This window comes from Pseudomonas sp. P4_C3 (genome assembly GCF_056402075.1).
This window is the reverse complement of sequence record NZ_JBFUIC010000252.1, coordinates 1-6379: the sequence shown is the minus strand read 5'-3', so window position 1 is coordinate 6379 and position 6379 is coordinate 1. Positions and strand designations below refer to the sequence as shown.

Sequence of the window (6379 nt, the reverse complement as noted above, 5' to 3'; positions counted from 1 at the left end):
TCCTACGGCAACGTCAGCGATACCGCTTACAAGGCCCTGGCTCAATCCGGCGCCAAAGCCATCATCCACGCCGGCACCGGCAATGGCTCGGTATCGTCGCGGGTAGTTCCATCCCTGCAAGCCTTGCGCAAGGACGGCGTGCAGATCATTCGCTCCTCCCATGTCAACGCCGGTGGCTTTGTATTGCGCAACGCCGAACAGCCTGACGATAAATACGACTGGGTCGTGGCCCACGACCTGAACCCGCAAAAGGCCCGTATCCTGGCGATGGTCGCGCTGACCAAGACCAACGACAGCAAAGAGCTGCAGCGGATGTTCTGGGAATACTGATTTGCCCTCGCCCGACCGATCCGGTCGGGCACCCCATGCGCCATTCGCCAGCCTTGGCGAGTGGCTGCCGCTGGATCTGACAAAAAAACTCCCTTCGCCTTATGCCAAACGGAACAAATCGCTGTCAGACGATTTTCTTGATTTTTAAGCAGTTGCGAAATGGCCTACAGTTAAATACTGTATGCACGTACAGCTTAATAAGGATAATTCCGTGGACACCACCTCCTCCTCTCCTGACACCTATGTACGCATGGGCCTGCGCGTTCAGAAAATCATCAACTCTCCCACCGCACAAAAGGCCAGGGCAGCACTGATCTTCCGCCTTCCTGACGAGCCGGTGGATGAATGGGAACGCTTGCTGGARGARATCGMCGAAAACGACAACGTCACCCTCGCCTAYCGCGACGATGGCGGYGTGCAGATTTTCTGGGTYKTGCCGAAGGAAGAYTGAGTCGATGAGTGCCCGCTGGTTTGCTTTGCTGTTCCTGTTTTTTGTCATGGGCGCGCAAGCCGACGCCCCGCGCACCTTCACCGAAGCGAAAAAGGTGGCGTGGAAGCTCTACGCGCCCCAATCCACCGAGTTTTACTGTGGCTGCAAGTACACCGGCAACCGGGTGAACCTTGCCGCCTGCGGTTACGTGCCACGTAAAAATGCCAAACGCGCATCCCGCATCGAATGGGAGCATATCGTTCCTGCCTGGCAGATCGGCCATCAACGCCAGTGCTGGCAAGAAGGTGGCCGCAAGAACTGCACCCGCTACGACCCGGTTTACCAAAAGGCCGAGTCCGATCTGCACAACCTGGTGCCCAGCATTGGCGAGGTCAATGGCGATCGCAGCAACTTCAGCTTCGGCTGGCTGCCCGAGCAGTCGGGGCAATATGGTTCCTGCCTGACCCAGGTCGACTTCAAGGCCAGGAAAGTCATGCCCCGCCCGTCCATCCGCGGCATGATCGCCCGAACGTACTTCTACATGAGCAAGCAGTATGGTTTACGTCTGTCGAAACGGGATCGGCAACTGTACGAAGCGTGGGACAAAACCTATCCGGTTCAGGCCTGGGAACGGCAACGCAACCAGAGCGTGGCGTGTGTCATGGGGCGCGGCAACGAGTTCGTCGGCCCGGTAAACATGAAGGCCTGCGGTTGAATCCAGGCGACACCTGAAACAAAAAAGGCCTCGGGACTAACCACCCGAGGCCTTTTTTGTTTCTTCAACGTCTGCGCTACTGAATGTTATTGAGCGGCCGGACGCTCAAGCACCAGCAATTCGATGTTCTGTTTCTTCGCGCGAGTGAGCGCGGCACGGACTTCATCCTGTTTGGCTTCGGCCTCGGCTTTCGAATTGAACGGCCCCATCAGGATTCGTGTATTGCCATTTTCCTTGACGACGCTGGACATGAAGCTGTGCTCGATCAGCCAGCCACTCAAATCGCTGACCGCCTGAGGGGTTTCACCTCGCACTTCAAGATCCCATTGCGGGCCGGACACCGCCGCGGGTACGGCAGCCATGGCCGGTTCAGGCTTCGGCGCATCCACACTACTGCCCTCGCCACATCCCGCCAGCGCCAATATCGCGATTACCAAAACCATTTTGCGCACGGCGTTTCCCTCTAAATCCATAAAGCAGGGATTTTAACATCCATGAATACTTCGCGAGTGCCGTAAAATGGGCTCAAAACAACGAGAATGATGGTTGCGGCCTCTGTATAGTTACGCCTTGGGAATTAATGCCGCATCTGCACGTCAGAAAGAGGCACCCAAACCGCGAGACTTCGCACTAATCTATACGTACCACCGACCTCTGCACTGTCCGAATCAGGTGCCCCACAAAGCAATCAAGGAGAAGACCATGCTGATACTCACCCGCAAAGTCGGTGAAAGCATAAACATTGGTGATGACATTACGATCACCATCCTGGGCGTAAGCGGCCAGCAAGTCAGGATCGGCATCAACGCCCCGAAGGACGTTGCAGTGCATCGTGAAGAAATTTATCAGCGCATTCAGGCTGGCCTGACCGCCCCGGAAAAGCCGCAACCCTGAATCCTGTTGCAGTCAGTAGCCAGCCCGTTCAGTCCGGAATCACGGCTGGCTAAAGATTCGGCATTGCATCGCTTCCGCCTGCTTTCCACACAAGCCTCCAGGGTTCGATACTAGCGACAAGCTCAACGCTCTGGCTGTCAGACATTTCTGGTTCACCCCACGGAAGTACGCGTTAGCTGCGTGATCAACCAAACATCACGCCACGCGCCATACCAGTCGCCGCCACCACCATCAGCAGCACCAGCAGCGCCTCGACATGACTGATCCGCGCAAATAGCTTCGCGCGGCCTGTATCGATCGCCACTTTACGGGCAAGCGCTATCCGCCATTTGATCAGCGTCACCATTGGCGCAATCTCCAGCAGCAAGATCAGGACGAACAGCGTCATCTTCAGATGAAACAGCGGCTGATGCAGGTAATAGTCCGTGCCTTTCTCGTACCCGCCAAAGGCTCGCATCCCCCCGCTGACCAGCAAAACGACAGCTGAAATACCCCAGATATTGTCCGCCATCAGAACACTGCGCACTTGCGCGGCCCCATCGGCCAAACGCCGAAAAGCTGTGCCTCGAACCAACACCGCCCAAAATCCCAAGGCAAATGCCAAAAGATGAACCGCCGCTAGAAACCAGTGAGTCAGCATCGAGAAACTCCTGCCAGGTCGAAGTTGTATGAGCCTGTCAGTAGTAGCCCATGAAATGGCTGCTTGCACGGCATCTGCGGACATTGTCCGGAACACAAATGACAGACCGACTAGACTCCATTGCGCTGGTATTGAGTGTCCGTGACAGTACCGGCCCCAACGACAACTCACTCTCACCGCATTGAACTGAGTAAACAAAATCATGTGTGAATCATGTGATTCAAGCTCTGCTTCAAACACAACAGGCCGTCGTCGTTTTCTTCAACTTGCCGGATTGGGCGCAGGCGCCCTGCTGCTGACCGGCACACTGCCCGGCAAGCTCATCCAGGCAGCCGAAAAAGCGTCAGCCCCACCCAAACCTCAAAACGTAATCAGTCCCGATATGGCGCTGAAAAGACTGATGGAGGGCAATGAACGATATGTAAGCGGTACTTCCACTACACACGATTTCAAGGCTGAGCGAGAGGCCCTGGTGTCCGGTCAAAATCCGTTCGTGGCAGTACTGAGCTGCTCCGACTCGCGGATCGCCCCGGAATATGCGTTTGATACCGCGCGAGGCGATCTTTTCTCCATCCGCGTCGCGGGCAACTTCGTGACCCCGGAAGGCCTGGCCAGTCTTGAATACGGGGTTGCCGTACTGGGCGCACCGCTGATTCTCGTACTCGGTCATGAGAGCTGTGGCGCCATCGAGGCAGGCATCAAGGCCGTCAAGGATCAGACGATTTTCCCCGGCCATATCCCGAAACTGACTGACGCACTCAAGTCGGCAATCGAGACAGTGCTGAAGCAACCCGGGAGCTTGATGGAAAACGCCACCGCGCAAAACGTCAAAAACTCTGTCAACAGCCTGAAACAGGCCTCGCCATTGCTGACAGATGCGCAGAGCAAGGGCAAGTTGAAGATAGTGGGAGGCATTTATCGCCTGGCAAGCGGCAAGGTAGAGTTGATCGTTTGAACCGCAACACGCACATCGCCTGCATCGGAGCACAACCCCGCATGCAAAGAGCCCAGCGCGATGGCTGGGCTCTGTTTATTTTCGATTTTCCATCATTTTGTCGGCGAGGGCTTTAGCCCTCTCGATCAACAGGTTCTGCCTGTCTTCGTGCGTAGCACCGCCCACAATCGGGGCAGTCAGATTGCTTTCCGCAATCAATGCAGTGCAGAAGTATTGATCCCAAACAGCCTTGTCCACAGATGCCTGCTTGCTGATTTGATCGACGTTCATAGGCGGCTCCTTTCGATGAGGCAGCCCCACCAGTTTACGCCTGAATGGCAAAGAATCCGGACTATCATCCACAGTGGCCCGCCATTCGTCGCCTACGAAAACACAACGAAGAACTCACCCACATCCGCGGCTTGAGGATTGCTAAGATCGCGCGTAGCAGCGGCCGGAACAACATGATTCTGACGCAGTAGCCATTCAACCAATGCTTAAGGACTCCAGCGATACGCTTGGCCAGTCACCAGGAGATGTAACGTGTCAACGCTCAACGAAATCGCAATGAACCACGCAAGAATGGCTAGGGAAAAGGCAGCAGAATCGACCGAACCGAGCGAGCGGCAGCTCCAGATTGTAGGAAGCATCGAGGTACCGTCCATTGAAGTACAGCAGAACATCCCACTGCACCTGATCGCGGGAGTGCAGGAGGGACATCTTGCCCATGCGACGGGTTTCGCGCTCTGACCTTTTATGAGGCAGGCGACACCCGGATCGATGTATCCGGCAACAGCTGCGCAGCGATCGGCATGCGGACGTATGCGTGGGGAGCCACCAGAGAACCAAATACCGGGACGTGCCTGCTCGAGATGCAGGCGTCTTCGCAAATCATGGCAAGGTCTGCTCTTGCTGGATGTATTGCAACCCGAGAAGCCTCGGTGAGCTCACCATGCAGGAGCTGCGAGCTGACCTTCCCATTCAAGAGTGACAGCAGAACCCGGCCGCCACGCCGCTTATTGATTGATAGCTAAAAGCTACTTCACGACATACCTCGTGCCGTGTGGATCGTTGAGTTTTGCCTGCAATATCCCCCACTCGCGCTGAATGATCGAGTAAGGAATAAAGATGCTGATCCTCTCAGCCTCCTTTACGCCGGAGTGAGTGCTCACATCGTTCAGAGTGGTTGAGTAGAAACCGATATTGATGCCGACAATACAGCCGTCACTGGTGAGGACCGGCCCACCCGACATGCCCTTGACCAGCGGGGCATCATGGATGGCATAGAGATCACCGCTGTGTTCGTCGGCATTGACGAAAGGCGTTTGATACACCTTGCCTTTCCCGGTAGTGGTCATGAGGTAAGGACTCGTCCCAACGGCAGTGATGCTCTCGCCCACACGCGGTGCGCGCCATGAYGGGTAGCGGCCGCTGGCCTTGTGCTGGATGAAGACGAGATCGCAGCCTGTACTGCAGCTGTACTTCACGTTGGGGATGAACGGAGTGTGGCGGGTGGTTACCGCATAGTCATCGTTCCATTGCACGGCCGAGGCCACGTATAGATACGGTGCGGGAAACCCCGAGTGGACTAAAAAGTATGAATCATTGGCAGGACCCGAAAAGTCGGGTTTTACGATGCCGTTGCATCCTGCAGTTACAGCTCCAATTAAAAAGTAGGCCATGATCTTGATCATGATATATCACCGACTTAATTGGGAGAATGCGACTGTTTTTTGTTGTCATTATTTTGGCTTTTGTCGGATTGCAGTACTCCTCGCCGCTTGCTCTAGTTGGACGTTTTCTTACTTATGGCTGAGATTGTAATGACGCGTATGAATAAATCGTGCTAAGGCCAATCGCTTTTCGATCAACTTCAAAGTTCAAATATTTGGCGCCTGAAAATTGTTAAAGACGAGAGAAAAAACCAGGCGTTGCTATCGACGCCTTCGTTAATGGCACCAACGATCATGGAAAGCGGTGCCTACCTGAATCAATCGCTATGCCCGTCACCCACAAGAGCGACAAGTGCAAGCGGTCGCGGTCGCGGTCGCGGTCGCAAGCGCAAGAAGATTTACATCGGGCACCTATACAACAGGCAATTCGCCAATAGCAAACCCGGACCGTTTCAATATCGACGGAACGGGTTTTAGCGGTAGTACCAAGTCAACTAACCTTTCTAAAGAGCAGTCATCCATAGCCGGCAATCCAGACACTACCGGAGTTAAAGGCATGGTTATTCCTCACTGTTTTATTGATACGTCCAGGCACCAGGATATTAAGCCGTCACTGACAGGGTTAATGGTAAAAACACTGGAGCCTGGCTGCATGCGCTGTTATGTAGTGGGCACTACGAACATCACGATTGAATATCGGGTGGTAACACCGGCTATAGGGGGGATCATGAGTATCACCGTACAAACGACGGCGCAGTAACGC

General features: G+C 54.8%; 10 protein-coding genes and 1 pseudogene. 7 read left to right on the top strand and 4 right to left on the bottom strand.

Features of this window, described 5'->3' with window-relative positions:
- From AC1DVH_RS24735 to AC1DVH_RS24725, 3 genes and pseudogenes are all read left to right on the top strand, one after another.
- Positions 1 to 330: pseudogene (locus AC1DVH_RS24735) on the top strand (L-asparaginase); the annotation flags it as partial.
- Positions 331 to 511: 181 nt separating this feature from the next.
- Complete coding sequence (locus tag AC1DVH_RS24730) at positions 512 to 781, top strand: DUF1654 domain-containing protein (protein WP_477756029.1); 270 nt, start codon at positions 512 to 514, stop codon at positions 779 to 781.
- Between the two features lie 4 nt (positions 782 to 785).
- On the top strand, positions 786 to 1475 hold the full coding sequence (locus AC1DVH_RS24725; protein WP_477756028.1) for an endonuclease: 690 nt from the start codon (positions 786 to 788) through the stop codon (positions 1473 to 1475).
- An 86-nt stretch (positions 1476 to 1561) separates the two neighbouring features.
- Here the strand turns inward: AC1DVH_RS24725 and AC1DVH_RS24720 are convergent, their stop codons facing one another.
- A complete protein-coding gene (locus AC1DVH_RS24720; RefSeq protein ID WP_477756027.1) occupies positions 1562 to 1927 on the bottom strand; it encodes an SPOR domain-containing protein in 366 nt (121 codons plus the stop codon).
- Between the two features lie 250 nt (positions 1928 to 2177).
- Between AC1DVH_RS24720 and csrA the strand changes: the two genes are divergently transcribed.
- Positions 2178 to 2369 (top strand): carbon storage regulator CsrA, encoded by a 192-nt coding sequence (csrA, locus tag AC1DVH_RS24715; RefSeq protein ID WP_053161267.1) that lies wholly within the window; start codon positions 2178 to 2180, stop codon positions 2367 to 2369.
- 184 nt (positions 2370 to 2553) lie between these two features.
- Here csrA and AC1DVH_RS24710 read toward each other — a convergent pair whose 3' ends face one another.
- Entirely contained in the window at positions 2554 to 3009 is a 456-nt protein-coding gene (locus AC1DVH_RS24710) for a DUF2214 family protein (protein ID WP_477756026.1), read from the bottom strand.
- A gap of 202 nt (positions 3010 to 3211) precedes the next feature.
- Here AC1DVH_RS24710 and AC1DVH_RS24705 point away from each other — a divergent pair, with 202 nt between their 5' ends.
- The gene (locus AC1DVH_RS24705; RefSeq protein WP_477756025.1) at positions 3212 to 3964 is read left to right on the top strand and encodes a carbonic anhydrase; all 753 of its coding nucleotides are present in this window, start codon (positions 3212 to 3214) and stop codon (positions 3962 to 3964) included.
- 75 nt (positions 3965 to 4039) lie between these two features.
- Here the strand turns inward: AC1DVH_RS24705 and AC1DVH_RS24700 are convergent, their stop codons facing one another.
- Entirely contained in the window at positions 4040 to 4234 is a 195-nt protein-coding gene (locus AC1DVH_RS24700) for a hypothetical protein (RefSeq protein WP_477756024.1), read from the bottom strand.
- Positions 4235 to 4486: 252 nt separating this feature from the next.
- On the opposite strand from AC1DVH_RS24700, the gene AC1DVH_RS24695 reads away from it, so the two are divergent.
- Positions 4487 to 4693: a hypothetical protein gene (locus AC1DVH_RS24695; protein WP_108217769.1), complete on the top strand. Its 207-nt coding sequence runs from the start codon at positions 4487 to 4489 to the stop codon at positions 4691 to 4693.
- Between the two features lie 287 nt (positions 4694 to 4980).
- On the opposite strand, the gene AC1DVH_RS24690 is transcribed toward AC1DVH_RS24695, so the two are convergent.
- Complete coding sequence (locus AC1DVH_RS24690; RefSeq protein ID WP_477756023.1) at positions 4981 to 5637, bottom strand: trypsin-like peptidase domain-containing protein; 657 nt, start codon at positions 5635 to 5637, stop codon at positions 4981 to 4983.
- 331 nt (positions 5638 to 5968) lie between these two features.
- Here AC1DVH_RS24690 and AC1DVH_RS24685 point away from each other — a divergent pair, with 331 nt between their 5' ends.
- Positions 5969 to 6376 carry a hypothetical protein gene (locus AC1DVH_RS24685; RefSeq protein ID WP_477756022.1) on the top strand — a complete coding sequence of 136 codons (408 nt, stop codon included), beginning with the start codon at positions 5969 to 5971 and terminating at the stop codon, positions 6374 to 6376.
- Positions 6377 to 6379: the final 3 nt, after the last annotated feature.